Annotated in this window: 24 protein-coding genes; 10 read left to right on the forward strand and 14 right to left on the reverse strand. The window is 61.8% G+C overall.

The annotated features are described in order from the left end of the window. The first annotated feature begins 240 nt into the window (after positions 1-240). Positions 241-861, forward strand: a complete 621-nt coding sequence (locus tag OUZ30_RS13630) for a hypothetical protein (RefSeq protein WP_266182845.1) — start codon at positions 241-243, stop codon at positions 859-861. Positions 862-868: 7 nt separating this feature from the next. Here OUZ30_RS13630 and OUZ30_RS13635 read toward each other — a convergent pair whose 3' ends face one another. After that, the gene (locus tag OUZ30_RS13635; protein WP_266182846.1) at positions 869-1,324 is read right to left on the reverse strand and encodes a GyrI-like domain-containing protein; all 456 of its coding nucleotides are present in this window, start codon (positions 1,322-1,324) and stop codon (positions 869-871) included. Between the two features lie 268 nt (positions 1,325-1,592). On the opposite strand from OUZ30_RS13635, the gene OUZ30_RS13640 reads away from it, so the two are divergent. Together OUZ30_RS13640 and OUZ30_RS13645 are read left to right on the forward strand one after the other, a co-directional pair. Beyond that, positions 1,593-2,192, forward strand: a complete 600-nt coding sequence (locus OUZ30_RS13640) for a hypothetical protein (protein WP_266182847.1) — start codon at positions 1,593-1,595, stop codon at positions 2,190-2,192. Positions 2,193-2,289: 97 nt separating this feature from the next. Then, a complete protein-coding gene (locus OUZ30_RS13645; RefSeq protein WP_266182848.1) occupies positions 2,290-2,733 on the forward strand; it encodes a hypothetical protein in 444 nt (147 codons plus the stop codon). Between the two features lie 30 nt (positions 2,734-2,763). Here the strand turns inward: OUZ30_RS13645 and OUZ30_RS13650 are convergent, their stop codons facing one another. Then, the gene (locus tag OUZ30_RS13650) at positions 2,764-3,297 is read right to left on the reverse strand and encodes a YybH family protein (RefSeq protein WP_266182849.1); all 534 of its coding nucleotides are present in this window, start codon (positions 3,295-3,297) and stop codon (positions 2,764-2,766) included. A gap of 238 nt (positions 3,298-3,535) precedes the next feature. Here OUZ30_RS13650 and OUZ30_RS13655 point away from each other — a divergent pair, with 238 nt between their 5' ends. Beyond that, positions 3,536-3,886, forward strand: coding sequence for a DUF3147 family protein (locus OUZ30_RS13655; RefSeq protein WP_266182850.1), 351 nt, complete (start codon positions 3,536-3,538; stop codon positions 3,884-3,886). 96 nt (positions 3,887-3,982) lie between these two features. Here the strand turns inward: OUZ30_RS13655 and OUZ30_RS13660 are convergent, their stop codons facing one another. Both OUZ30_RS13660 and OUZ30_RS13665 read right to left on the reverse strand, forming a co-directional pair. Next, positions 3,983-4,657 carry a cysteine hydrolase family protein gene (locus OUZ30_RS13660; RefSeq protein ID WP_266182851.1) on the reverse strand — a complete coding sequence of 225 codons (675 nt, stop codon included), beginning with the start codon at positions 4,655-4,657 and terminating at the stop codon, positions 3,983-3,985. 216 nt (positions 4,658-4,873) lie between these two features. Then, positions 4,874-5,284, reverse strand: coding sequence for a VOC family protein (locus tag OUZ30_RS13665; protein ID WP_266182852.1), 411 nt, complete (start codon positions 5,282-5,284; stop codon positions 4,874-4,876). Positions 5,285-5,775: 491 nt separating this feature from the next. Between OUZ30_RS13665 and OUZ30_RS13670 the strand changes: the two genes are divergently transcribed. Both OUZ30_RS13670 and OUZ30_RS13675 read left to right on the forward strand, forming a co-directional pair. After that, positions 5,776-6,084 carry a UBP-type zinc finger domain-containing protein gene (locus OUZ30_RS13670; protein WP_266182853.1) on the forward strand — a complete coding sequence of 103 codons (309 nt, stop codon included), beginning with the start codon at positions 5,776-5,778 and terminating at the stop codon, positions 6,082-6,084. 16 nt (positions 6,085-6,100) lie between these two features. Next, the gene (locus tag OUZ30_RS13675) at positions 6,101-7,000 is read left to right on the forward strand and encodes a hypothetical protein (protein ID WP_266182854.1); all 900 of its coding nucleotides are present in this window, start codon (positions 6,101-6,103) and stop codon (positions 6,998-7,000) included. Positions 7,001-7,048: 48 nt separating this feature from the next. Here the strand turns inward: OUZ30_RS13675 and OUZ30_RS13680 are convergent, their stop codons facing one another. Continuing rightward, on the reverse strand, positions 7,049-7,351 hold the full coding sequence (locus OUZ30_RS13680; protein ID WP_266182855.1) for a putative quinol monooxygenase: 303 nt from the start codon (positions 7,349-7,351) through the stop codon (positions 7,049-7,051). An 87-nt stretch (positions 7,352-7,438) separates the two neighbouring features. Further along, complete coding sequence (pip, locus tag OUZ30_RS13685; RefSeq protein WP_266182856.1) at positions 7,439-8,392, reverse strand: prolyl aminopeptidase; 954 nt, start codon at positions 8,390-8,392, stop codon at positions 7,439-7,441. A 199-nt stretch (positions 8,393-8,591) separates the two neighbouring features. Between pip and OUZ30_RS13690 the strand changes: the two genes are divergently transcribed. Next, on the forward strand, positions 8,592-8,924 hold the full coding sequence (locus OUZ30_RS13690) for a hypothetical protein (RefSeq protein WP_266182857.1): 333 nt from the start codon (positions 8,592-8,594) through the stop codon (positions 8,922-8,924). Between the two features lie 200 nt (positions 8,925-9,124). On the opposite strand, the gene OUZ30_RS13695 is transcribed toward OUZ30_RS13690, so the two are convergent. The 3 genes from OUZ30_RS13695 to OUZ30_RS13705 all read right to left on the reverse strand — a co-directional run bounded on the left by OUZ30_RS13695 (position 9,125) and on the right by OUZ30_RS13705 (position 10,448). Further along, a complete protein-coding gene (locus OUZ30_RS13695; RefSeq protein WP_266182858.1) occupies positions 9,125-9,634 on the reverse strand; it encodes a molybdopterin-dependent oxidoreductase in 510 nt (169 codons plus the stop codon). Between the two features lie 179 nt (positions 9,635-9,813). Further along, the gene (locus OUZ30_RS13700) at positions 9,814-10,029 is read right to left on the reverse strand and encodes a DUF3820 family protein (protein WP_266182859.1); all 216 of its coding nucleotides are present in this window, start codon (positions 10,027-10,029) and stop codon (positions 9,814-9,816) included. Then, entirely contained in the window at positions 10,026-10,448 is a 423-nt protein-coding gene (locus OUZ30_RS13705; RefSeq protein ID WP_266182860.1) for a VOC family protein, read from the reverse strand. Before OUZ30_RS13705 ends, OUZ30_RS13700 begins: the two co-directional genes overlap by 4 nt. A 348-nt stretch (positions 10,449-10,796) precedes the next feature. On the opposite strand from OUZ30_RS13705, the gene OUZ30_RS13710 reads away from it, so the two are divergent. After that, positions 10,797-12,341: a glycoside hydrolase family 30 protein gene (locus tag OUZ30_RS13710; protein WP_266182861.1), complete on the forward strand. Its 1,545-nt coding sequence runs from the start codon at positions 10,797-10,799 to the stop codon at positions 12,339-12,341. A 226-nt stretch (positions 12,342-12,567) separates the two neighbouring features. Here OUZ30_RS13710 and OUZ30_RS13715 read toward each other — a convergent pair whose 3' ends face one another. From OUZ30_RS13715 to OUZ30_RS13730, 4 genes are all read right to left on the reverse strand, one after another. After that, positions 12,568-13,053 (reverse strand): RidA family protein, encoded by a 486-nt coding sequence (locus OUZ30_RS13715; RefSeq protein WP_266182862.1) that lies wholly within the window; start codon positions 13,051-13,053, stop codon positions 12,568-12,570. A gap of 126 nt (positions 13,054-13,179) precedes the next feature. Beyond that, positions 13,180-14,469 carry a c-type cytochrome gene (locus tag OUZ30_RS13720; RefSeq protein ID WP_266182863.1) on the reverse strand — a complete coding sequence of 430 codons (1,290 nt, stop codon included), beginning with the start codon at positions 14,467-14,469 and terminating at the stop codon, positions 13,180-13,182. Then, complete coding sequence (locus OUZ30_RS13725) at positions 14,466-16,748, reverse strand: xanthine dehydrogenase family protein molybdopterin-binding subunit (protein WP_266182864.1); 2,283 nt, start codon at positions 16,746-16,748, stop codon at positions 14,466-14,468. Before OUZ30_RS13725 ends, OUZ30_RS13720 begins: the two co-directional genes overlap by 4 nt. 63 nt (positions 16,749-16,811) lie before the next feature. After that, positions 16,812-17,291: a (2Fe-2S)-binding protein gene (locus tag OUZ30_RS13730; RefSeq protein WP_266182865.1), complete on the reverse strand. Its 480-nt coding sequence runs from the start codon at positions 17,289-17,291 to the stop codon at positions 16,812-16,814. A gap of 294 nt (positions 17,292-17,585) precedes the next feature. Here OUZ30_RS13730 and OUZ30_RS13735 point away from each other — a divergent pair, with 294 nt between their 5' ends. Beyond that, positions 17,586-18,686: an XdhC family protein gene (locus OUZ30_RS13735; protein WP_266182866.1), complete on the forward strand. Its 1,101-nt coding sequence runs from the start codon at positions 17,586-17,588 to the stop codon at positions 18,684-18,686. Continuing rightward, on the forward strand, positions 18,683-19,297 hold the full coding sequence (locus OUZ30_RS13740) for a nucleotidyltransferase family protein (RefSeq protein WP_266182867.1): 615 nt from the start codon (positions 18,683-18,685) through the stop codon (positions 19,295-19,297). Before OUZ30_RS13735 ends, OUZ30_RS13740 begins: the two co-directional genes overlap by 4 nt. Positions 19,298-19,518: 221 nt before the next feature. On the opposite strand, the gene OUZ30_RS13745 is transcribed toward OUZ30_RS13740, so the two are convergent. Then, positions 19,519-21,255, reverse strand: coding sequence for an NAD-dependent malic enzyme (locus tag OUZ30_RS13745; protein ID WP_266182868.1), 1,737 nt, complete (start codon positions 21,253-21,255; stop codon positions 19,519-19,521). Positions 21,256-21,495: the final 240 nt, after the last annotated feature.

The following is a 21,495-nucleotide window of genomic DNA, read 5'->3' on the forward strand; positions in this document are numbered from 1 at the left end:
CGCGATTCCTGGCTTCGCAAGGATCGCGACGGAATCTGTCTTCCCTGCCCTGTCCTTATAGCTTGCGCGACCCTGAAGCCGCCGTAGGGCAGAAGTCATGCCTGCCCGCAAGCGGGCGGCCGGGAGCCGCTGAAGTTTCCCGCGCTGGCGCCGATAACCCGATCATGCCTCGACAACGAGGAGCCGCGTGGCCCGCCTATCCGGCCACAGGGCGCTCGGACCCACCAGGACGGAACACGCATGCTGCAGTCAGCGCCAAATATCGCTTACCTCAAAGCCGCCTGGGCCGCTTTCGCCGGCATCAGTGGGCACAATGCCAAGCAGAGCTACGAGGCGGCGGGACTGACCTTCACGCGCATCAACCACTCGACCCTGGTGCGCAAGGACGACGTCCAGGTATCCACGATGCCGGTGCGCTATACGCGCCAGGATTTGCGCACGGGGTTTCTGGGACGCATCGAGAATGAAGTGCGCAAGATCGTTTCCGAAATGGAATCGGTATTCTTTCGCGACCTCCAGCTGCCGGAAGGGCACCGCCTGGTCGTCGAACTGGAGGAATGTCTCCGTCAGCTCCGCCGCAAGGGCAATCGTTCGCTCTCGATCATGATCCTGCCGGACGATGCCGAAGCTATCACCGCCGCCGCCATCATCGAGATGCGCGTCTTTCTGGATTCACCGCGCGCCTGCGTGTTCGCCTGCCTTTCCGACGCCAGCGGCAGCCACCAGATCGACCTGCTTGGCGGCGCGCCCAAACGGGCACGCGTGCCTCGCGCCGAGGGTTATGCCGAGTTGGCGCGCCAGATGACCGAAACCCTCAACGAGGCACTGACCGGCGCCTACATCAACCAGCTGGCTGCTTGAGCGCCCGTCATTCGATGGGAATGTAGAGGTCGGTTTCCGAGTTCGGATCGTCCGGCCCGATAAAGCGCGCGTCATAGCGTTCGAATTCCACGCCAGCACTGGCGCGCAGCCCCAGCTTGGCAAGCAGGCGCGAATGGATGGCCTGGAAGCTGTCGCCGATCTGCGGCGCCGTGCCGCGATGCGTGAACACCACGTATTTTTGCGCCGGCACGTCGAACTTCACCATGCCCGCGGGTGGCGATGCATCAGCATATACGGGCAAGCCAGCTACGTAGCGCGCGCTGCCGTCCGTCAAAAGACTGCATACGCCATAGGCGGCATCCGGCTCCGCGCGACCGACGATTTCGTGTTCGCGTGGAATGAAGCGCTGCCACAGCTGGCCAATGCCATCGACCGAACCTCGCACCAGGTGATCCATGCCAACCACGGTGAACGACGGCAACGTCACGATCCGATGTTCCATGGGAACTATCTCCTGGCTGAAACGCGACATTGGGGGCCAGGAAGCGTACGCGACCCAGGGGGCCGGGCGGCACCATGCAGCCAGCCACTTGCGCAACCGTTGGCATTCCCATTACGCATGGCTGATGGGCGGGGCTCGTTGGATGCTTGGAGTGCGCGCAACCCAGGGCCGTAATTCGCTACGATGTCGCCGGACCTTAGGTGGCAGGAAGTAGTGGCCGGCCGAAGCGCCGCTATCATGAATGATTAGGTCTACCAGGGGGCTGGTTGTGGAACGATTGATTGGTGATAGAGCCAAGGTCTTGCTTGTGCGCTGTTTTTTGTTGGGTTCGATGCTTCCCGTCAGCGCGACAGCTGACATTTATAAGTGTACGAAAGGTGGCGACGTTGCTTATCAGGAAACGCCCTGCGAAGGCGCAAACGTGCAGGCCGCCCACATCGAAGTTCACGGCCTGGACCAATTCGTCGGCTGCTTCGTGACCACTCAAGGCCGCATTTCCCGATCCATTGAAGTGCGTGCCAACGGTGCCGGGGCATACGAATTGGTTGATGAAGGCAACCCGCTTGGGTCGGGCGTTGTGTTGAAGCAGGCCACCAGTGAAGAGTTGGCAGCTGTGAGCAATGGGCTTCACATCAACATCAGTAGTGGCTTGAGTCGGCGGAGCAACCAGACCAGTGCTTACGCGTATACGACGCGTGTGGGCAATCGCTATGTCACACGCACCACGCCAGTCGCACAACCCATAACGGGCGCAAGCCTGTACGGCATCTACAAGGGTTCCGATTCTACGGGCAGGTCCATTGTCCTCTTGCACACAGGAGGCGGCGTACCTCAAGTGATCGATAAGGCCACCTGCCCTTCGTACTGACGAAACGTGACTTCGGCTTGTCACGGCTGCCGGAGCAATTTGAGCAGACGGCCAGGCGCATCGAACAAAGAGCACACTTAAGGCGACAGGGGAAGTTATGGAGTACTGGAGATGGCTGGCGGTGTGTCTTCTATCCAGCGCTATTGCTGCTTGCAGCCAATCTGGCGAACAGACACAGGCCCAGACGCTGGCGCGGTTGCAAGAACGGGTGATGGGGCTTGAGGCGGGCCAGCAGCAAACGCAGCAAAGGCTTGTAGACATGCAACGGCTGCTCGATGACACCGCAGGAAGATCCAATCGCTGGATACTCTGGCGCTCACCCAGGGCCGTTGCATCTTTCGCCCCCTCCATGGCCTTCTATCCGGAAGATGCTTTCTCGGAAAAGACGGCCTGCGTGGAATCGGCACATAACCGGGTCAATACTTCGGGATGGATGACCACCACCCAGGAGCCACTGACCGCCACCGACCCCACGAATCCCAGGGCATCCGTTGTCTATCTTTGCTTGCCAGGAGGCATCCGCCCTACTTCGTCCATTTAATTAGGGTGACGCCTTGCATGCAACGCTCGCTCAAGGCTTTGGAACGCTGGCTGGCGGCGGCTCGTTGGATGCGTGATCGACAACATAGACCCAGCGGCCCTCAATTTGTCGAGACAGCTCGGTATAACGCCCGCTTTCGGATTTAGGCGTACCCCCAGCCTTGGGCGTGTAGGTAATCGAATACGTGCCCCAGCCGACCGAGTCAGTACCTACTGTCTTTTCGCCGAGTCGCTTGAGATCGACATTCGTCACCTTGTTGTCGGCGAAGAACCTTGCGTAACTGTCACGGATGGCCTTGGTGCCCATGGCCATCGACCCGCCTGGTGGCCACATGATGGCGTCGGCTGCGTAACAGGCGGCAGTCGCATCCGCGTCGCTGGCGCGAAACGCCTTTCGCCAGCACGTATTCGCCTGATCGGTGCCGGAGTCGGATGCCTGACTGGGAAGCGCAAAGATACACAGCAGCATGGCTGCGGCGATGGGCAATTGTCGGTGCATGATCGATTCCTCCGCGTCGGGTGTTCTATGGGGTATTGAGGATTGCAGCCCAACGACGGCGACCATAGGCGCCCCGGCGTGAGGGGTTGTCCATAACGCGTTCGTTCTATGCCACGATGGACAGCACTTCCGGTCTGCGAAAATTGCGTAAGGGGGCGGTGGGCCATGGGGTCTGCGGGGAAATGTTCCTGCTCCTGTTTTGCCTTGGGCACGAAGAGCGGTCCAACTAGGGGTGCAAGGTCAGCCTTCGACCCGGATCGGAGACTTTGAATCCGTCGATCTCACTGCGCATTAGAGTCTGCCAATGCTCTGGATCATGACCAAGTACTTCATAACTGCCGCCATCGTGGTGGCTGTCTCGGAAGTCGCCAAGCGCAGCGACCGGGCAGGTGCCCTCCTGGCATCGCTGCCCCTCGTGACGTTACTGGCGCTGACTTGGCTTTACATCGAAAGGCAGCCGGCGGAGAAGATTGCCAACCATGCCTGGTATACCTTCTGGTACGTGGTGCCGACCCTGCCGATGTTCCTGGCGTTCCCCCGGCTCTTTTCGCGATTCGGGTTCTGGCCGGCACTCGGCCTGAGCGCGGTCATCACCATCGTATGCTTTGCCTTGTTTGCCTGGGCTGTCCGCCCATGGGGAATCAAGTTGATGTGATCCGGGGAGAGTCAGTGAAGTTCGGGCTTGCGTCCGATTCCGCAGCTGCCCCATAAAGCCGCCGCCCGCTGCCGTCATCAGAGATACCTGCTTCGCTCAATGGCTGATCGAGTGCAGGGCATCAGCCAAACGTTCTGAATCACTGACCCAGCCAAAGTTATCGCCCTCGCTATACATCACGCGTATGGAAGCCTCGTGATCTGCGGGGTCATAGGCCGCGCAAGCATCTGCCAGAAGAACACAGGCGTAGCCCAAGTCGACGGCGTGGCGCAACGTCGACGCGACGCAGCATTGCGTCGTATAGCCCATCAGCAACAGGGTATCGATGCCACGCACGCGCAATACGGTATCCAGGGTCGTTTGATGGAAGGCACTGAACCCCGCTTTGTCGATGACAGGCTCCCGCTCCGAGGGGGACACGTCGGGAATGATCTCGGTCCCCTTCTCGCCCTTCACCAGGAAGCGCCCCAGAGGCCCGGGCGAACCAATGGCCAGATCGTTTTGACGGCGAAACGTATTGAGATCGGACAGGTCGGGCGCATAGCACTCACGGGTGAAGAACACGAGCATGCCAGCCTCACGAGCCGCGGACAGCGCACGCTGGGCGGCAGGTATGGCCGCCATCAGTGCATCGATGGGCAAGCCCAGGGCTCCTGCACGACCCTCTGGCAATACAAAATCGGCCTGGAAGTCGATGCAGCCGAGTGCGGTGCGCGCTGTGTCCAGTTCGATCGAGCGTCCACGCTCGCAGGAAAGCTTGATGCGGGCCAAGAGCTGCCTCCGGATTGATTATTGAAGCGAGCCTAGCCGATTGTGGCCTTGAACCCATCGGCGTGGATGCAAGCGCCTGCATGACGTGGCTTGCACCGACCCGCGCCACGGCTCCCGCTTGCAAGGGCATTCCATTCACCCTGGCCGAAAGGATGGAACGGCGGCCTCTCCCGCCAGCGATCGCTCCGCGTGCATCGCAGCCCGATCGCTGGATGCTCAGCCGCCCGGCGTCCTCAGGCAATTGACCATCCACGCCTTGCCATAGCGATCCGTGAGCATGCCGAAGCGATGGGCCCAGAACGTTTCATGCATATCCATGCCCACGTCTCCGCCCACGGCCAGGGCCTTGAATGCGCGCTCGGCCTCGTCGGGCGTGTCGACCAGGATATTCACGAAGCCCTTCTGCGGCGGGCTGTTGGGCGGACCGTCGGCGCCCATCAGGACGCCGCCCGCGCTTTCCAGCTGCGAATGCATGACGCGACCATGGAACTCGGACGGCAACTCGCCAGCCATGGGGGATTCGCCGTAGGTCATGCGCGTAGTGACCTTGCCATGAAGTGCGGCGGCGTAGAAATCGAAGGCTTCACGGCACTGACCGTCGAAGTTGAGGTACGGAATGAATTGCATAGTGCTTACTCCTGCGAGGGGACAGTATGAATAAGTCGTGGTCCCGACATGCTTGAAAGCCCTGGGGCTGGTCACGCCGGTACGGCAGGCATGTACACCACGGAGACACGGCGCTGGTTACCCATGAGCGCGTGTCTCACGACTATGACGAACGGCAATGGAACAAATCGACAAACCATCGCGAGGCGGCGTGAAACCAGCCTTCAAGACTGTCGTGACGTCCGGCGGCCATGCCCCACTTTTATCTCTGCGATGCGATGAAGCACACCACGCCATCGTAAGAGGGACATGCAGTCGCATGCGTACACAAGTCGTGAACACTTTATCGTCTCGCGGCTGGGTGAGCCTAGCCGGCCAACCCAGGACTTCGAGCCACTCAAAGGCGATCCCTGGTAGGGCACGTAAGCCAAGCTTCACGCGCCCGCATTGCACGGTCTTCACGCCGCCCTATGGTAAACAGCGGCACTCTTCCGCTGTCGACGGAACCTCTGATGACGACCCATTGCAGCCATCTCCCCACCATCCAGCATGTCACGCCTAGCGCGCGTGGTTGCGAGGAATGCCTGAAGTCCGGTGGCGTCTGGCTTCATCTGCGCATCTGTCGCACTTGCGGACACGTGGGCTGCTGCGACGATTCACCGAATCGGCATGCGACCAGGCATTTTCATCAGACGCAGCATCCGATCATCGAAGGCTACGATCCGCCGGAGGGCTGGGGCTGGTGTTACGTCGACGAAGTCATGTTCGACTTGCGCGACCGCATGACGCCGCAGCTCGGTCCGATTCCACGCTACTACTGATCCGAGGACCGGCGCCATGGCGACACCAAGCAGGATCCTTCTACAAACGACCATACCCACGTTCGACGATGACTGGCACGTCGGACGCTTCAGTCTTCTGCACGACTATCTCTCCAACCTGCGCGATGCTGCCGGTGACAACCTGTTTGAAGTCGTTGCGCGTGACCGCGATCCACCCGGCTCGCCTGACAGTGTGCTGTCCCAGCTCGACACCACATCATTCGATGAGATGTGGCTGTTTGCCGTGGACACGGGCGACGGCCTCACCACAGAAGACTGCGAGGCGATCACGCGCTTTCGCCAACGCGGCGGCGGTTTGCTGGTGACGCGCGACCACATGGACCTCGGTTGCTCGGTATGCACGCTGGGTGGGGTCGGCGCCGCGCATTTCTTCCATTCGAAGCATCCCGATCCCGATGCGTCACATCATCATCGTGATGACACGTTCACTCTGGACATTCTCTGGCCCAACTATCACTCGGGCGCGAATGGCGACTTCCAGCATGTCGACATCAGCGGGCCGCTACATGCGGTGTTGACCGATCCGGATTCACCGGGCGGCATGGTGCATTGCTTGCCGGCGCATCCGCACGAAGGCGCCGTGGACAAACCAGCTGACGATCCGTCGGCTCGCGTGATCGCCAAAGGTTGCAGCAAACTCAGCGGGGCGGAGTTCAATCTCGTGGTGGCATTCGAGCCGTCGCCCGATGGGGGGCCAGCCATTGCCGAGTCCACCTTCCATCACTTTGCCGACTACAACTGGAATCCATCGATGGGCGCGCCAAGTTTCGTCACGGAAGCACCTGGCGACGCCCTCGCGCACGCACCGGAGGCACAGCGCTCGATCGAGCGCTATGTCAGAAATCTCGCGTTGTGGCTGGCAGGCAGGCCCGTGAGCACGCCGATCGCGGCGTAACCACCGCAGGCAGGCGGCAGCCACGCCGGAGCTCGCCCCAGGGGCTGCCTAGCCAGGCAGCTTCGCGGCAAGTACGTCGACCTTCTCGATCGATGGTGGCGCGGAGAACAACTCGCCCGCTTTTGCCATCAAGGCCGCCGCGACCTTGCCGGAAAGATGGGCCTGCCGACCGGCCTCGTTCGGGAAGGCGTCAAATATGCCGAACGTCGACGGCCCCAGACGGATGCCAAACCACGCCGTGGTCGCCGGCTCCTCCTGTACAAGAGCAAGCCCGCTCAAGAGAAAGGCTTCGACGTCCTGCTCTTTTCCGGGTTTCGCCTCAAGGCGAACGAACAACGCCACGTTGACCATGACATGTCTCCCGTTGGGATAACGAGGCCACGATACTCCTCGCTGTTCAAATAACCGAGCCAGCCAGGTCGTCTCGACGCTGACTCACTAGATGTAGCGATCGGCAAGCGTATCCGTAGCCTGTATCAAGACGTCAACGATCGCCGGATCGGCGGCACTGTGGCCAGCCAGCACGATATGCAGGCCGGCCTCCGGCCAGGCCCCGGCCAGGTCACAGGCATTCTTCACCGGGCAGATGATGTCGTAGCGCCCGTGCACGATAGTCGCCGGAATCTGGCGGACACGTTCGATATCGCGCAGCAGCTGGTCGGGCTCGAGAAACACGCCGTGGCGGAAATAATGAACCTCCGCGCGCGCGACGCCGATCGCCGCCTGCGGATCCTCGAAAATTCCAGGCTCCTCTGGATCGTGTACGAGCGTCGTGCTGCCGCCCTCCCAATAGCCCCAGGCGCGGGCGGCCGCCAGGCGCTCGGCCTCGTCATCGCTATCGAGTCGACGCCAGTAAGCCTCAACCATATTGCCGCGCTCTTCCACCGGGATATGCGCCAGAAACTGGGCCCAACGCTCCGGGAAGATCCAGCAGGCACCGCCATCGAGCTCGTTGAACCAGCGCACTTCGGCAGGACGGCCAAGGAAGATACCGCGCAGCACCAGGCCGAGCGCCCGTTCGGGATGCTTCTCCGCATAGGCGAGTGCAAGCGTCGAGCCCCAGGAGCCGCCGAAGACCACCCAGCGCTCGACACCGCAGTGCTCGCGGATCGCTTCGATATCGTCGACCAGATGCCATGTCGTGTTGTTGCGCAAGTCCGCATGCGGCGTGGATTTGCCGGCGCCGCGTTGATCGAACAGCACGATGCGAAAGCGCTGTGGATCGAAGAAACGACGATGATAGGCAGATAGACCCGCACCGGGGCCGCCGTGCAGAAAGACCACGGGCAAGCCATCCGGGCTGCCGCACTCTTCCACATACAGCTCATGGATATCGTCGACGGCCAGCCGATAGCTCAAGTACGGTTCGATCTCTGGATACAGTTCGCGCACGGCATGTCTACCCCAGGGTTTACGCGAGCATAACCATGCCATGGCTGAACTTGGAAGCGCTGGACTGCCCCAAATCTCACGAATCTTCGTGATGGTTAGGCCCCGCTCGGCTCAAGACACTTTCCCTGCGCGCCAACGGGCGCCCACGAGGGAAACCACAGGTATGAGTCCACCAGGCCCGGTCGCTCGGGCGCTTGCCGTGACACATGCGTTCTGGACGCTCGCCAACGATGTCGTCGTTGGCGGCGAACTGCCCAAGGCCACCGCCGAGACGATGTCGATGGCTGCAAAAGAGGTTTCCTCGGACCTTTTTGCCTTGCTACGTGACGATCGCCAAAAAACCTCAACGCAAACACTGAGGATGATCAGACACGCGCAAGTCGACCTGGAAGCGCTTGGCGACCTGGCCTGTCTCGCGCTGCGCTACGACCTGACACCCAAGAATGCCGTGCACCTCGCGCTTGCGCTGCGCTTTACGGCCGAGAGAATTATCGACGCGCTCAAGCTACTGGAAAGCGATACTGCTGGCTGAGTCGTTCCTGGCGGGAGACGAAGGAGCCGGCGTGCTCCCTGCCCTCCTCTACGGCAGCATGCTATCGAACGTGGGTTTTGCGGCTGCATTCTGGGCCGCGTGCGCTTCCCTCGAGGCCTTCGCGCGAAACGTTTGCCGAGCGGTGAGGCATTGCACTCGACCTGCCCGCGATCGGCCCAAAGCGAACGGCATGCGCATGCTCACGGCGTCGATGCATCCACGACTTCGATCGTCGTGACGAAACTCACCCAACGATCGCTGCGCTTGTCCTTGGGAACGATCAGCCTGAAGGGGCTGTCCGGTGCAAGCGGTTTGCCGTCTCTCGAGTCCGCCAGGATCACTTGGGTATTGCCAAAGTCGGGGTGAAGCTCGGCCGCGCTGAACACGACTTGATGGCCGTCCGCCGCGGTGACACGGATGAGCCTCGCCAGGGCGCGCCCCTCCAGCGCATCACCCGACGCCACGCAGGTGCGGCTCACGATGTCTTCGAGCGCCACGCCTTGCCACGTGCTCGGCTGTTCGTCTTGCGCAGCGGCTTTCACGGTAGCCCGCGGCATGGTCGCCAAGGCCGCCTGATCGAGAAGATCCGCCGGCTTGCCGTCCAACACCAGCTTGATCGTCGGATGATCGGCCTGACGCGACGCAGGCTCCGCCGCATACGCCGACAGGGCGAGACAAGAAAGGCAGCTGAAGATCCATCGAAGATGCATGGCCTGGCCATCCTGCGGCACGCCGCAATCGTCACTTCATCGCGCCATGGGTACTTTCATATGACCCACGACACAGCAACAGCTTACGCCGCTCCGGCGCGAAGGGCGCTGCCAAACTTCGTATCGACTGGCCGGCACAGCCAGCTGGCCTCTCGAAGAGCCTGGCTGGCGATTCCGGCTTACTTCCGCTTTCTCAGCGGATCGAGCAGCGACTTCAGGCCGTTGTGATCAAGCTCAAGCGCCAAGGCCAGCAAGTTGCCCAGGTCGCCGGGCGGAAAGCCCTTGCGGGCGTACCAGGCGAGGTAGGCGCCGGGCAGGTCGGCGATCAGGCGGCCTTGATACTTGCCGTAAGGCATGCTGATGGTCACAAGTCGCTGCAGGTCTTCCGCCTTCACTTGGCGAACAACCGCGAACGGTCGGCGAAGGCCTTGAACTCCAGGGCATTGCCACACGGGTCGAGCAGAAACATGGTGGCCTGCTCGCCGGGCTGCCCTTTGAAGCGAATGTGCGGGGCGACGACGAAGCGCGTGCCCCTGGCTTCCAGTCGTGCTGCCAACGCCTGCCAATCACCCATCGACAGCACCACGCCGAAGTGGCGAACCGGCACATCGTCGCCGTCCACGTCGTGCGCGGCGACAGCGCGCGCTTCTTCAGGCGCGAGATGCGCCACGATCTGGTGTCCGTAGAAATCGAAGTCCACCCAACTTTCGCTGGATCGGCCTTCCGGACAACCCAGCAGCTCGCCATAGAACGCACGCGCATTCGCCAACGAGGTGACCGGAAAGGCGAGATGGAATGGAGGCAGGTCGACCATGTCTGGGCTCAGCTGTAAGGGTACGCTTTATTACCATCCTGCCGCATTTTTACAAACTTCCTCGCGACGCCGCCCGAGCCACCGATGTGGCCAGCGGATTCAATGGGGCCTTTCAACATACCCCCTACTCCCGAACTCTATGGGTATTGCAACGACCGGATGGTTCCGCAGTCAAAACGGCGCCAGGTTCGCTATGCTGCGAGCGCGGAGTCGGGTTCACTCCCGGGTCTGAGAGGATGGAACCCGACCCTGTTTTGAAAGTCGACCCTGACCCTGTTTTGATGCGAAAGCCCGGGAGCTTCGTGATCCAAGTGAACTGCAACGTGAGCGATGGGCTTTGTGCACGCCATGGGTGAACGCAAGTCGGATTCCCGCTGGGCGGCCGCCATCTTCATCGCTTTGCTCATCCTGCTCACGCTGGCTGTCCTTTATGCGCCGCGCTTCCAGCTTCCCGCGGCAGGACCCAAAGTCGTCCCTTCGCCGCGGCCGATCATACCTAGCGTCAACCTGTGGCTGAGCACGGCAGATCGCCGACTGAAGCTGGAACAGCAACCGGACATTGAGCTGAGCGCCCGCGGTGCGTCGCCGGCCGACGTGGTCATTGACGTCCAGCGGAAATATCAATCCATGGTCGGTTTCGGGGCGGCCATGACGGACTCGTCGGCGTGGTTGCTCCAGAACAACCTGAATGAGCGGCAGCGCCGTGCCTTGTTGCAAGAGTTGTATGGCCCACCACCCAACCTCAACCTGACCATGATGCGCCTGACCATTGGCGCCTCGGATTTCTCGTTGCAGCCTTATACCCTGGATGATGTTCCCTTCGGCCAGGTCGACCCACAATTGCTGCATTTCAATGTGACTTCGAATTTGCGCGACGTGATCCCGACCGTGCGCGAGGTCCTTTCCATCGATCCGGAGCTGCGCATCATCGCGTCGCCATGGAGCGCGCCGGCGTGGATGAAAACCAGTGAAAACCTGATTGGCGGGGACTTGCTGGAGCAGTACGAAAGTACGTACGCGGACTATCTCGTCAAGTACCTCGACACTTACCGCGGCTATGGCATCCCGATCTTCGCATTGACCTTGCAAAACGAGCCCGGCTTCATACCGATCACCTACCCCGGCATGGAAATGACTGCGGCGACGCGGGCACGCATCGTTGCGCAATACCTCGGCCCGAAGCTGGCAAACCGCAGGCCGAAGACACGCCTGCTGGAATGGGATCACAACTGGAGTCATCCCGAGCAGCCCTTGGATGTGTTGGCCGGTCCGGACGCTGCGCGCTATATCGATGGCGTTGCCTGGCATTGCTACGAAGGCAGCCCCTATGCGGAGGGTCGCGTCCATCGCGCGTATACCCAGAAGGACGCCTATATCACCGAGTGTTCCGGGGGCGACTGGGCGTCGAGCATAAACGGCGAGCTGCTGTGGTTTTCGCGGGACCTGCTGATCGCCGGGATCAGGCAGTGGGCTCGCGGCGTCGTCTACTGGAACCTGGCGCTCGACGAAAATCACGGTCCACATTTCGGCGGGTGCGCAGCCTGCAAGGGCGTGATCACGATCGACTCGCACACGGGGGCGGTGAGTCGCAACGACGAATACTACGCCTTGGCGCACTTCAGCAAGTTTGTCTTGCCCGACGCCATCCGGGTGGGATCCACAGCTATCGACAACGGCATCGACAATGTGGCATTCCAGAATGCCTCCGACGGATCGATTGTGCTGGTTATGGTGAACAGCAATGCGGAGGCTCGCCTCGTTTCGGTGGCGGAGGGCCAGACCCGTTTCGAATACACGATGCCGCCGCAAAGCGTGGCGACCTTCGTGTGGAACCCGGACCAGGCAGGCGCATGGATGCGACGCATCCGCTCGTGGTTGAAAAAGACCCGCTAGTGGGACTTGATGGTGGGCGCGAAACCAGGACACCTACGCGCACTTCCGATGGCCATCCGCTAAGCGTCTCGCCAAGCATTGACGCTACTCAGGGAAGCGCCTGATGACGGGGACTTCCTCATCATTGAACGGCAGCGCGAGAGCGTCCGCTTCGGGTGGCGGACCAGGACAGCTCACCAACGTGTCGGCCCAGCCGCAGGGGCCACCAGGTTCGAACCGTCGTACCTCAGGGGCGCAGCGAAAGTTCGCCCTCAATTTCTACGGGGATGTTGAATGGCAGCTCCGCCATGCCAACGGCACTGCGGGTATGGGCTCCGCGCTCAGGTCCGTACAGCTCGAGGATGAGGTCCGAGAATCCATTGATGACCTGCGGCTGTTGCGTGAATCCGGGCGCAGAGTTGACCATGCCAAACACACGGTGCCAGCGATGCACGCGATCCAGATCGCCGATGCTGCGCTTGAGGCTGGCGAGCATGGAGAGCGCGACCAGTCGCGCCGCCTGATAGCCCTCGCTGACCGATAGTTCGGTGCCGACCTTGCCGAAAGGTCCTGCCATCAGGCCATCTGCACCCTGAGGTCCGTGGCCAGAGATGAGTACTCTTGTGCCGCACACCTGGACGAACTCGAACGGCAGGCTCAGTCCGGCGGGTATCGTGAAGGGAGGCGGCAGCGTCAATCCCAAGGTCGCCAGACGGACGTCGATCTCGCTCATAGGTTCTTCCTGATAACACACGTTTCGTTGGCGACAGACCCAGGGGCGAGCCCGATCCGAAACCGTTTCAGAAAGTGCGCCCGGGCCGCAAGCAGGCATTCTAAGCCAGCGCGGCGAAAGTGCGGATCATCTGCGCTTCGCTATGTCTTCCATGCTTAGCGTGCCCTGCTGCCCGCCGAAGTGATTAACGACGTAGTTCGACAAGGCGGCAATTTCGGCGTCTGAATACGCGCGACCGAACGACGGCATGAAGACATGTCGAGCGCCCACACGCAGCTGAGAACCATGCAGGATCACCTGGGTAAGGTTGGTTGCATGGGGATCTCTGACCGAGCGTAGCCCAGCGAGTGAGGCATAGTCGGTTTGCCGGCCCTGCCCGTTGTCGAGATGGCATCCTGCGCAAGCACCCACGAACAATTGTTCGCCGAGGCCGGACGTGCCTTTGGCCGATCCGTCGCCCGTGGCCGTTGCCAGCGGAAGTGCGGTGCCGCCCTGCTGTGGCTTCACATCACGCAGGTAGGTGACAAGGGCGGATATGTCCTCTGGCGTCAGGTATTGCAGGCTGTTCTCGATCACTTCGCCCATGGGACCGGAAGCGGTGCCGCGCCCTGCTGCGTGTCCCTTGGCCAGGTAGTCGGCCAGCTCCTGGTCACTCCATGCACCGATACCATGATCCTTGTCCGAGGTTATGTTGTAGGCAATCCAACCCTGCAACTCGGCGCCCGCAAGATCCTCGCCGGTTTTTAGCGCAAAGGCGCTGTTTCTTGGCGTATGGCATTCGCTGCAATGACCAAGCGCCGTGGCCAGATAGGCACCGCGATTCCACGCTTCAGATTTGCCTTGGTCCTGCACAAAGCGCTGCTTCTTGAGGAACAACGCATTCCAGAAGCTAACGGCCCAGCGGTGGTTGTAGGGGAACGAAAGGTCGTTGCTCCGCGCCGGCGCGTGAACCGTGGGAAGGCTGAACAAATAAGCCTTGATGGCCAGAATGTCCTCGCGACTGAGCGCCGTGTACGACGTGTAAGGAAAGGCGGGATACAGCGCCTTGCCTTGCTTGTTCACGCCCGCATGCAAGGCACGCACGAAATCGTCGTCGCTCCAGGTGCCAATGCCCGTCTCAATATCGGCCGTGATGTTAGTGGAATAGAGGGTTCCCATCGGCAGTTTGAAGGCCACGCCACCGGCGTAGGCCTGGCCGCCGGGCGCCGTGTGACATGCCGCGCAATCGGCCGCGCGCGCGAGGTATTCACCGCGTGCCAGCGGATCGGTGATGCTGGCAGGGGCGCCGGCGCTGGCCGGTTGAAGCGCCTGATCGTTCCCGCCGTTGCGCGCGGTGAGCAAGGCATAGGCGCCGAAACCGAGTACACCCAGCAGGATCAGGATGACGAGCACACCGATGAGGCGACCAATCTTCATACGAGCATCCTCGTAACCGAGGCAACATCGCCGGGAATATCCGATGGCGTCGCTGCCGACAATGCGGCCTTGAGCGCGTTGTTGTCCGACACCAGCGCCGAAGTGTCGATCGGCAAGGTCCTTATGCGCACACCCGTCGCCGCAAAGACCGCGTTCAACAAGCTTGGCATGGACATGACGGTGGCGGTTTCACCAATGCCACCCGGCTGCTCCTTGCTGGGAACGATGTGAACTTCCATCGGTGGCGTCTGGTTGAGGCGCATCACGCGGTAGTCATTGAAGTTGCGCTGCTCGACCGCGCCTTGCTTCAAGGTGATACCGCTGTAGAGCGCCGCGCTCCAGCCAAACACCAGTCCGCCCTGAATCTGCGCCTCCACGGTGTTCGGGTTGACCACCATGCCGCAATCGACGGCTGTGACCGCGCGTCGCAGACTGATCTCGCCTTGTGGCGATACTTCCACCTCCACCACCACGCACAGGTAGCTGCCAAACGGTGCGGCCAGGGCCACGCCGCGCCCGTGTCGCGGCGGCAGCGGGCCCTGCCCCCAACCCGCTTTCTCCGTCGCCAGCTCCAACACGGCCAAGGCGCGCGGATGGTCGCCGAGCATGGATTTTCTATAGGCAACCGGGTCCTTGCCTGCGGCATGCGCAAGCTCATCGACAAAGCTCTCGACGACGAACACGGTATGCGTCGGCCCCACACCTCGCCACCAGCCGACCGCCAGGCCGGAGGGCATGTCATGCCGCACCCAATCCACGCGCATGTTCGGCACTTCGTAAGGCAGGTCCGCCGCGCACTCCACCAGGTCAGGATCGAGTCCGTTCTTGCCCATGGCCGGGGGAGCGAATGTCGCCAACACCGAGGCGCCCGTGGTGCGATGCGTCCACGCCACGGGCTTGCCCTGGCCGTCGAGCGTGGCGGAGATCCGGTCGTAATAGGCGGGACGGTAGCGGTCCTGCGCGATGTCTTCCTCGCGGGTCCAGATTATCTTGACGGGATAGTCCACCTGCTTGGCGATGGCGACCGCCTGCTCCACGGAATCCTCGAACAGACGCCGCCCGAAGCCACCCCCCATGTACTGGTTGTGCACCACGACGCGCTCGGCCGGCAGGCCGGTGATCTTGGTAGCGACATCGACACAGCGCGCAGGCACCTGCGAGCCCACCCAGATTTCGCATGCATCGGGCCGCACATGGACCACCGCATTGATCGGCTCCATGGTGGCATGCGCGAGCATCGGCAACTGGTAGGTGGCAGAAACCAGCTTGCCGCTGACGCCGTCGACATGCCCGACATCGCGCGCCACGATGGGTGTGCCATGCTCGGAGGCCTGGGCCATGTCCTTGAACAACTGCTCCGTGGTGAAGCTGCCGTTGGCACCGCGATCCCAGTGAATGTCCAGCGCGTCGAGGCCCTGTTTGGCCGCCCAGAAGTGTTCGCCGATAACTGCCACTGCATTGTCCAGCTTCACCACCTTGAGCACGCCGGGAACCGCGCGGGCGCGCGTATCGTCCACCGATGCCAGCCGCCCGCCAAACGTCGGGCAGGCCTGTACCGTGGCCACCTTCATGCCCGGTACGCGTATGTCGATACCGAAGGGCAGGCTGCCATCCACCTTGCCTGGCGTATCCACGCGACGCAGTGGCTTGCCGATGAGCTGGAAATCGCTCGGGCTTTTGAGTGGCGCCTTGTCGGGAGGCGTTACTTGCGCCGCCGCATCGGCCAGCTCCGCATAGCGCAGCGTACGACCGCTAGGCGCATGCGTTACGACACCGCGTGCCACCGTGCATTGCGAAGGGTCCACCTTCCAACGCTGCGCTGCGGCGCTCACCAGCATGTAGCGCGCGACGGCACCCGCGTTTCGCAGGGTCGACCAGCAATAGCGAATGGTGGTCGAACCACCCGTCGCCTGCTCGCCCAACAGGGGGTTGGAATAGAGCTTGCGATTGGGTGGCGCGTGCTCGACGGTGATCTGGTCGAGTCCCACGTCCAGCTCCTCGGCCAGCAACGTGGCCTGGCCCGTATACGCGCCCTGCCCCATCTCGATGCTTGGCATCACCAGTTGCACGCTGCCATCGTTGCCGACGCGTACGAAGGCGTTCGGCGCAAACAGCGATTGACCCTGGTCGATTCGCGTCGCGTCCGCCAGTCCCCAGGCGCGCATGGGGCCGCTCAGCCACATGAAAGCCACCACCAGACCGCCACGCTTGATCAGCTCGCGGCGGGACGGATCTTGCAGACCATCGTCGTCCTGAACAGGGGTAACGCGGATAGCCATGACTTCGCTCTCGGTCGGTGTCTGAAGCCCGTCACCACGTCGTCGCAGCAGCATCGCCAGATCTCATGCGATGGTCTGCGGCAGGGTGATTTGTCCCGTTGCGGCCTGCTTGATGGCTGCGCGTATGCGAACGTAGGTGCCGCAGCGACACAGGTTGCCGGACATGGCCCTATCGATGTCCGCATCCGTCGGTTGCGGCGTCTGCGTGAGCAACGCCGCCGCCGACATGATCTGGCCCGATTGGCAGTAACCACATTGCGCCACTTCGATGCCGAGCCACGCTTGCTGTACCCGCTTACCGACATCCGTGGCACCGATGCCTTCGATGGTCGTGATGTTCTTGTTTACCGCACCGCTCACCGGCAACACGCAGGAGCGAACCGGCTGGCCGTCCAGATGCACGGTGCACGCGCCGCACTGCGCAATACCGCATCCGAACTTGGTCCCGGTCAGGCCAATGACATCACGCAACACCCACAGCAGCGGCATGTCATCGGGAACGTCGACCTGCGATTCCTGACCATTGATAGAAAGGACGATCATGCGGATCTCCCTGCGAACTCGTGTCGTCGCGGCGCGCCCGGACCGTGAATCCGAAAACCAAGGCGTTGGGTTATTGGCGTGCTGTCATTACCGCATGGAATGCCACGCGCGGCGATGAAAATACCGTCAAATCTTCCTCCAGCGAGAAGAAAAGACAAGTGAAGACGTGGCTGTCGCACAGCCGCTGGCTCCGGCCGAGCCCATCCTTGGCTCGATCGACGCCGCCAGGCGCCGCTGGCGTTGGCCGGGCGTTATGACCGAACATGACACCCGGACCCTCCTTGGCCTCGCGTCATGAACGTCGCCCAAGAGTTCGACTCGCTTTACCGCGCGGCCCGGGCACTACCCCTGGGACCGGGTCGGGAAGGTGCTGCACTGGTCACCATCACGCAGACGCGCGGATCCACCTTCCGCCGCGCCGGCGCGAGCATGCTTGTTCTGCGCGACGGACGCATGGTGTGCGAGCTGTCCGGTGGATGTCCGCAGCGGGACATCGCGCTTCGCGCGCAACGGGTTATCGACCGTGATCAACCGGCGCTGGTGGAGTACGGTCGCCACGCAAACCTTGACGTCATGCTTGAAACCGGCTGCGGCGGCGAGTTGGAAGTACTCATCGAGCCGCTACGAGAGCCGCGCGACCTGGCCTTCCTTGAGACCATCGCGCACATGCATGCACAGCGTGTCGCCGGTGCCATGGCCACGGTTTATGCGATGGATGGGCAGGTACTCGATCCCCGACCACTTCGGCTGCTACAGGGCGATGGCATTCACTGGAGCAATATCGAAGACCCTATCTTTCGCGATCGGATAGCCACGGAGCTGCTCCCGATCCGCGCGACATCCGCGAACACGGCCGCCACCCGGCATGTGGCGACGAGCGGGAAACGTTACGACGTCCTCGTCGAATCGCAGCACCCGCTGCACGCCCTGGTCATCGTTGGCGACGGTGCCAGCGCGCGATCGCTCGCCGAATTGTCGGTGCGACTGGGCTGGCAAACCACGCTGGTCGACTACACCGATGGGCTCGTCGATGGAGCCGATGGCATTCGCCACATCAACGCATCGCCGCGGGCACTCGCGGTGCAACTACCGCTTGACGGCGCGACGTCTGCGGTCGTGATGACACACCGTCTGGAGCGCGATCTGGCCTATCTCGAGGCCCTGCTGGAAACGCCGGTCGGCTACCTGGGCGTGATTGGATCGCGTCAGCGAACGGCACGCGTGCGAGAGGCTTTTCCCCAGACACAGGCACGTCTGCATGCACCCGCAGGGCTGGACGTGGGCTCAGAGACGCCGCATGAAATTGCCCTGGCAGTCGCTGCGGAAATCCTGGCCGTGCGCAACGGCAGAGACGGCGGACCACTGTCCCACTCGCAAACCCCGATACATCCATGAACAGCCAAGGGCAACGCATAGCCGCCGTGTTGCTCGCCGCGGGCAACGCCAGCCGTTTCGGCACGGCCAAGCAGACCCTACCCATCGACGGCATGCCCATGGTGCGCCGTGCTGCCATGGCTGCGCTCGACGCCGGTCTCTCACCGGTGGTCGTGGTGATCGGAGCCTATGCAGACACGGTCCAGCCATGCCTCGCCGGCTTGCCGGTGCAACTCACCGAGAACCCCGACTGGGCGTCTGGCATGGGTAGTTCGCTGGGACTTGGCGTCAGAACCGCCATGGCGATGGGAGCCATGCCGCATGCGCTCCTGGTGCTGTTGGCGGACCAGCCGGGCATCAGGGCCGCGGACCTGAAACGCTTGGTCGAAGCACATGCCACTGCACCCGGGCGCATCCAGGCCGCGCACTTCGATGGCCACCTTGGACCACCTTGCCTGTTCCCTCGAGCCTACTTCGACGAACTGGCCTCGCTGCGAGGGCCCAATGGCGCCCGGCGATTGCTCAAACGCTATAGCGACCGCGTCGATCGTCACGAGCTTCCATCAGCCGCCTTTGACATCGATACACCTGCCGGTCATGCAGCGTGGCTCGCCCACCAGGGAGCCGATTGAGGAGGCCGGCGGCGCCCCTCGTCGAACGTCCCGTTCGACTGAAATTTTCTGGCGTTGTGACGACGTCTTGCCCCTGCGGCGACGTCTCATCAAGGTATCGCCAGTGGCCGCACCGATGCAGCCCAGCCCTATAGCCCCGTTTTCTCGCGAGTCACCCGTCGCGTTCACAAGACGACACGGATGCCACGTTGCTGGATCAAACTGCACACAAACTTCGCGAGTCACTTCGTGCAACGTTCATCGCCAGGTCTCGGGTTCTTCTCGACATCGTAAGGCACGTAGTGCGGCTCCCAGACCAGACTGCGAATTTTCTTTGAGAGCGTCGCCGCATCGCATGCCTTTGCGACGCCATCGATCTGCGCCTGCCGCGCAACCGCGTCAGCGACAGCGATCGAAACCTCGCGCAACTGCGTTACGGGTGGAAGAAGTCGGCCATGCTTGTCGCCAATAGCAGGCGACATCGAGGCTACAGCCTTTCCGGCTTGCATGAACATCGCGTCGGTGACACGGCGTGCACCGGCGGCCAGCACACCCAGCCCGATGCCAGGAAATATGTACGAGTTGTTGGTTTGATCGACGGGTACAAGCGCGCCCTTCCACGGGACCGGTGGGAACGGACTTCCGGTGCCAATGAGCGCGCGCCCATCCGTCCAGGTGAAAATGTCTGCTGGAATCGCCTCGGACCGCGATGTTGGATTGGAGAGGGGGAAAATGACAGGCCGATCCGCATGCTTGGCCATCTCCCGAACAGCCGCTTCGGTGAATGCACCCGCCTGCCCCGAGACGCCGATCAGCGCGGTTGGCTTAGCATTGCGAACGACGTCCAGCAGGCCGAACTTGCCTTGCTCGTCTAGAGTCCAATCTTGCACATGCTCTCGCGCTTGCAGGAACGGTTTCTGGGCAGCCGTTATGTTCGGCATGCCTTCCGTGAGAAGTCCAACTTGATCAATCAGAAAGAAAGATGCGCGCGCATCCTTTTCGCTGGCCCCGGCATCGATCATTGCTTGCAGCAGCAGTGCCGCGATGCCGCAACCGGCGGACCCTGCGCCGACGACAACAATCCTCTGCGTGGTCAGCTCCACGCCCGTGACGTTGATCGCCGACAGAATGGTCGCGGTGGCGACAGCGGCGGTACCCTGTATATCGTCATTGAAAGTGCAAAGCCGGTCCCGATACCGCTCCAGCAAACGACTCGCATTGCGCCCGGCGAAGTCTTCCCACTGAAGAAGTACGTCTGGCCAGCGTTCGATGACGGCAGCCACGAATTCCTCGATAAACGCGTCGTAGTCCGCACCTGTGATCCGTTCGTGACGCCATCCGACATATATCGGATCATCCAGGCGCTCCTGATTGTTGGTGCCGACGTCAAGCAGGATCGGCAGCGTTGAATCTGGATGGATGCCCGCACAGCCCGTATAGAGGGAGAGTTTCCCAATCGGAATGCCCATGCCCCCGGCACCTTGGTCGCCCAGGCCGAGAATACGTTCGCCGTCGCTGACCACGATAACCTTGACGTTGTCGAATCGCTGTTCGTTGAAGATCTCCCGAATGCGATGCTTGTTCGGGTAGCTGAGAAAGAGGCCACGCGGCTTGCGCCAGATTTCACTGAATCGCTGGCAGCCCTCTCCTACGGTGGGTGTGTACACCAGCGGCAGCAGCTCGGCGATATTTCGAACGAGCATGGCGTAAAAGAGGGTTTCGTTGGTGTCTTGTAGATCGCGAAGAAAGGCGTAACGCTCGAAGTCGGTGCGGAAAGCGCGCAGCACTCTCACCCTTCGTTGCACCTGTTCCTCAAGTGTACCGACGTGGGGCGGAAGCAGTCCATGTAGATGGAACAGATCACGCTCGGTCTCAGAGAATGCCGTGCCTTTGTTCAACATGGGCTTATTGATCAGGTCGAAGCCCTTGAGCATCGTTTCTATGTAGGCATCGCCATCCATCGGTGAAGGCTCGCTCATGACAGATATTCCCGCAATGAAGCGGCAGTTTGTTTCAGTAGCTGCTAGGCAACGAAGGCCTGCGCAGATCCAGGCAAACATACTTTCTCAACCGTTTCCAACTCGTGAGAACTCGGTCGAGTCTGCGTCCGAGCAACGCATGACTCCCATGAGTTGAACGGATAACGTCAATTTGTCTTGACAAAGCCTTCACGGCCAGCCGCGCACCGGGACGCAATCGTCAAGTGCGTGATTGCCGGA

Source organism: Dyella humicola (assembly GCF_026283945.1).
Classification (GTDB): domain Bacteria; phylum Pseudomonadota; class Gammaproteobacteria; order Xanthomonadales; family Rhodanobacteraceae; genus Dyella; species Dyella humicola.

What these genes read in the sequence shown, in the direction of transcription:
- OUZ30_RS13630 (WP_266182845.1), top strand. Translation starts at nt 241, where the DNA reads ATGCTGCAGTCAGCGCCAAATATCGCTTACCTCAAAGCCGCCTGGGCC.
- OUZ30_RS13635 (WP_266182846.1), bottom strand. Translation starts at nt 1,324, where the DNA reads ATGGAACATCGGATCGTGACGTTGCCGTCGTTCACCGTGGTTGGCATG.
- OUZ30_RS13645 (WP_266182848.1), top strand. Translation starts at nt 2,290, where the DNA reads ATGGAGTACTGGAGATGGCTGGCGGTGTGTCTTCTATCCAGCGCTATT.
- OUZ30_RS13650 (WP_266182849.1), bottom strand. Translation starts at nt 3,297, where the DNA reads ATGGTCGCCGTCGTTGGGCTGCAATCCTCAATACCCCATAGAACACCC.
- OUZ30_RS13655 (WP_266182850.1), top strand. Translation starts at nt 3,536, where the DNA reads ATGCTCTGGATCATGACCAAGTACTTCATAACTGCCGCCATCGTGGTG.
- OUZ30_RS13665 (WP_266182852.1), bottom strand. Translation starts at nt 5,284, where the DNA reads ATGCAATTCATTCCGTACCTCAACTTCGACGGTCAGTGCCGTGAAGCC.
- OUZ30_RS13670 (WP_266182853.1), top strand. Translation starts at nt 5,776, where the DNA reads ATGACGACCCATTGCAGCCATCTCCCCACCATCCAGCATGTCACGCCT.
- OUZ30_RS13675 (WP_266182854.1), top strand. Translation starts at nt 6,101, where the DNA reads ATGGCGACACCAAGCAGGATCCTTCTACAAACGACCATACCCACGTTC.
- OUZ30_RS13680 (WP_266182855.1), bottom strand. Translation starts at nt 7,351, where the DNA reads ATGGTCAACGTGGCGTTGTTCGTTCGCCTTGAGGCGAAACCCGGAAAA.
- OUZ30_RS13695 (WP_266182858.1), bottom strand. Translation starts at nt 9,634, where the DNA reads ATGCATCTTCGATGGATCTTCAGCTGCCTTTCTTGTCTCGCCCTGTCG.
- OUZ30_RS13705 (WP_266182860.1), bottom strand. Translation starts at nt 10,448, where the DNA reads ATGGTCGACCTGCCTCCATTCCATCTCGCCTTTCCGGTCACCTCGTTG.
- OUZ30_RS13710 (WP_266182861.1), top strand. Translation starts at nt 10,797, where the DNA reads ATGGGTGAACGCAAGTCGGATTCCCGCTGGGCGGCCGCCATCTTCATC.
- OUZ30_RS13715 (WP_266182862.1), bottom strand. Translation starts at nt 13,053, where the DNA reads ATGAGCGAGATCGACGTCCGTCTGGCGACCTTGGGATTGACGCTGCCG.
- OUZ30_RS13720 (WP_266182863.1), bottom strand. Translation starts at nt 14,469, where the DNA reads ATGAAGATTGGTCGCCTCATCGGTGTGCTCGTCATCCTGATCCTGCTG.
- OUZ30_RS13725 (WP_266182864.1), bottom strand. Translation starts at nt 16,748, where the DNA reads ATGGCTATCCGCGTTACCCCTGTTCAGGACGACGATGGTCTGCAAGAT.
- OUZ30_RS13730 (WP_266182865.1), bottom strand. Translation starts at nt 17,291, where the DNA reads ATGATCGTCCTTTCTATCAATGGTCAGGAATCGCAGGTCGACGTTCCC.
- OUZ30_RS13735 (WP_266182866.1), top strand. Translation starts at nt 17,586, where the DNA reads ATGAACGTCGCCCAAGAGTTCGACTCGCTTTACCGCGCGGCCCGGGCA.
- OUZ30_RS13740 (WP_266182867.1), top strand. Translation starts at nt 18,683, where the DNA reads ATGAACAGCCAAGGGCAACGCATAGCCGCCGTGTTGCTCGCCGCGGGC.
- OUZ30_RS13745 (WP_266182868.1), bottom strand. Translation starts at nt 21,255, where the DNA reads ATGAGCGAGCCTTCACCGATGGATGGCGATGCCTACATAGAAACGATG.